This is a genomic window from Bradyrhizobium manausense (assembly GCF_001440035.1).
Taxonomy (GTDB): domain Bacteria; phylum Pseudomonadota; class Alphaproteobacteria; order Rhizobiales; family Xanthobacteraceae; genus Bradyrhizobium; species Bradyrhizobium manausense.
Genome location: NZ_LJYG01000007.1, coordinates 1 through 3,118, shown reverse-complemented (window position 1 = coordinate 3,118; position 3,118 = coordinate 1). Strand labels below are relative to the sequence as shown.

Here is a 3,118-nt window from a genome sequence, read left to right as displayed (position 1 = left end):
TGCCTTCGCACGCTGGAAGCGCTGCCGCGTCGCTCCCGACTATCACGTCGAGGTCAACGGCCACTGGTACTCCGCGCCCTATCGTCTGATCGGCGAGCTGGTCGATGCCCGCATCGACGATCGGACGGTCGAACTCTTTCACAAGGGCGAGCGCATCGCCAGCCATGCCTGCGCCCCCAACCGGCGCGGACACACCACCATCGCCGACCACATGCCCAGCGCCCATCGCCGCTACGGCAAATGGACCCCCGCCGCGGTGATCGCCGCTGGCGAGCGGATCGGCCCTTCGACTGCAGCGTTCTTCCAGGCCGTGATCGAAGCCCGGCCTCATCCAGAACAGGGCTTTCGAACCTGCCTCGGCATTCTGGCGCTGGCCAAAAGCTACGGCGCCGAACGCGTCGACGCGGCCTGCCGGCGCGGCATCCTCATCAAGGCGCGCTCCGTCGCCTCCATCCGATCGATTCTCCAGAACGGTCTCGATCGCACTCTCTTCGACGACGAGCCTTTCGAGCCCCAACCCCTGCGCCACGGCAACATCCGCGGCCGCGACTACTTCCACTGAAGCAAAGGAGACCATGCATGCTCAACCACCCAACCCACGAACGGCTGATCGAGCTCGGCCTCAGCGGAATGGCCAAGGCCTTCGAGGGGCAGCGCCGATTACCCGATCTCGAAGCCTTGCCGTTCGAAGATCGGATAAGTCTGTTGGTCGACCGCGAAGCCGCCGAACGCGACACCAGGCGGCTCGCCATGCGCCTCAAGACCGCCGCGTTGCGTCAGAATGCTTGCGTCGAAGACGTTGATCTGCGTACCCCGCGTGGCATCGATCGCGCCGTTTTCGCCAAGCTCGTCGAAGGCCGCTGGATCGATCGCCACGAGAACTTGCTCGTCACCGGCGCCACCGGCCTGGGCAAAAGTTGGTTGGCCTGTGCCCTCGGCCACAAGGCCTGCCGCGACAACCGCTCCGTCCTCTATCATCGCGTCCCGAGGCTGTTCGAAGCCCTCGCGCTCGCTCGCGGCGACGGGCGTCACCCCCGGCTCCTCAAAAGTCTCGGCCGCGCTCAGCTTTTGATCCTGGACGATTGGGGCTTGTCCGTGCTCACTGCCGCCGAACGCCGCGACCTGCTCGAGATCCTCGAGGACCGCCATGGCCGCGCATCCACAATCGTCACAAGTCAGCTCCCCGTGGACACCTGGCATGGAGCCATCGGGGACCCCACGGTCGCTGACGCCATTCTCGATCGCCTCGTCCATAACGCCCACCGCCTCCAGCTCTCCGGTGAAAGCATGCGAAAACGCAGCGCCAAAACCATCGCCCTTGACGGGCAGCCGTAACCCTGACTCTATCTCCCCATCGGCCGCCGCGGGCTGCTCACGATCGTCTGAATTCAGTGCTCACGATCGCCCGAAATCGATGCTCACAATCCGTGAAATTCGCACAAATATGGACCCAACGGACTTGGCAAAAGTACTTTGGCAAAAGCCATTGTCAGCCAGATTCGCGGAGATGGCACTCTTGGTGACCTCATGCCATTCAAAAGCCGAGGCAAGGCTGATGCACATTCGCCGACTGTGCAGGGCATTGACGGTATGACCTCCGCCCTTGCGTAAACAGCGGTCTGATGTCGGTGGCAAATCCTACCGGCGCCTTGCCAGTTTCGTAAGCGGCAAAGAGACCTTCCAATTACCCACAATTTGCGGTCGATTTAGACGACGTGTCCGCGGCGAAAACTTGAATCGGCAGAATCTCTTGTGATTCGTTGTCGAGCACCTGATTCGAATTTGATGGTGCTTGGTGGGCTTGGTACTAAAGGATCTTGCGGAAGCGCGTGCTCAGCGATTGACGACCGGCATCGAGACGTGGGTTGATCGGGAAGTTGCGGGATGCGAGTTTAAGGATGAGCGGCTCGGCCGCCGATTTTGCAAGTTGCTCGGGCTGATCGGGAGCGACATGGGTCAGAGCATCCCGCTGGTTTGTCAGGACTGGGCGAACACGAAGGCCGCGTATCGCTTCTTCTCCAACGAACGGGTCAACGAGGCGGATATTCTTGGCGGCCACTTTGAGGCGACGCACGGGCGCGCGACGACAACGGAGGGGCCGATCCTTGTCCTCCATGACACGACGGAATTCAGCTTCAAGCGAGAGAAGCCGGATCTGATTGGCTTTACAGGTAAGACGGCAGGGCGCACGCAGTGCGGCATCCTGATGCATTCGAGCCTCGCCGTGACGACCGAGGGGCTTCCGCTCGGACTGGCGGCAATCAAGTTCTGGACACGCAAGAAGTTCAAGGGGACGACGGCCCTGAAGCGAAAGATCAATCCGACACGGGTTCCGATCGAGCAGAAGGAGAGCATCCGCTGGCTGGAGAATTTACGACAATCGACCGACCTTCTCGCTGCCCCTGGACAATGCGTTCATATCGGCGATCGCGAGAGCGACATCTATGAGCTGTTCTGTCTGGCCGAAGAGGTTGGAACGCATTTCCTGGTGCGAACCTGCGTTGATCGACTCGCCGGGGACGGCAATCATACAATTGCCGACGAAATGGACGAGGTCGCGGTCAAAGGTCTGCACCGGGTGGCTGTCAAGGATGACAAAGGTGATCCGGATGAAGCGCTTCTTGAAATTCGATTCCGCAAGCTTCGAATTCTGCCGCCGATCGGCAAGCAGAAGAAATATCCTGCACTCACTCTGACCGTGATCCATGCTCAAGAGCGCGGAACGCCGAAGCGGCGAAAGAAAATCGAGTGGAAGCTTCTCACCGATCTCCCGGTCCAATCGCGCAAGGACGCCATCGAGAAGCTCGAGTGGTACGCGCTGCGGTGGAAGATCGAAGTCTTCCATAAGATCCTCAAATCGGGCTGCAAGGCGGAGGAGTCGAAATTGCGAACCGCTGAGCGATTGGTCAATCTGATCGCGGTCTTCTGCATTGTGAGCTGGCGCGTCTTCTGGATGACGATGCTCAATCGCTCCACGCCGAATGCGCCGCCGCAAACGGCGCTGACGGAAACCGAAATCAAGCTTCTCGATCATTTGGTGAAAGATCGGGGTGCCAACCGCTCTCAACGAACCACGATCTCCCACTACGTCGTCAAGATCGCGCGGCTCGGAGGATAC

Annotated in this window: 3 protein-coding genes; all 3 read left to right on the top strand. The window is 60.4% G+C overall.

Annotated features, from left to right (window positions below; all coding sequences use genetic code 11):
* On the top strand, window positions 1-562 hold a 562-nt coding region (locus tag AOQ71_RS01705; protein WP_162268296.1), incomplete at its 5' end, for a Mu transposase domain-containing protein.
* Window positions 563-579: 17 nt separating this feature from the next.
* Complete coding sequence (istB, locus tag AOQ71_RS01700) at window positions 580-1,335, top strand: IS21-like element ISFK1 family helper ATPase IstB (protein ID WP_057740971.1); 756 nt, start codon at window positions 580-582, stop codon at window positions 1,333-1,335.
* A gap of 460 nt (window positions 1,336-1,795) precedes the next feature.
* Window positions 1,796-3,118, top strand: a 1,323-nt coding sequence (locus tag AOQ71_RS44630) for an IS4 family transposase (RefSeq protein WP_057740974.1), incomplete at its 3' end; no start/stop codon positions are given.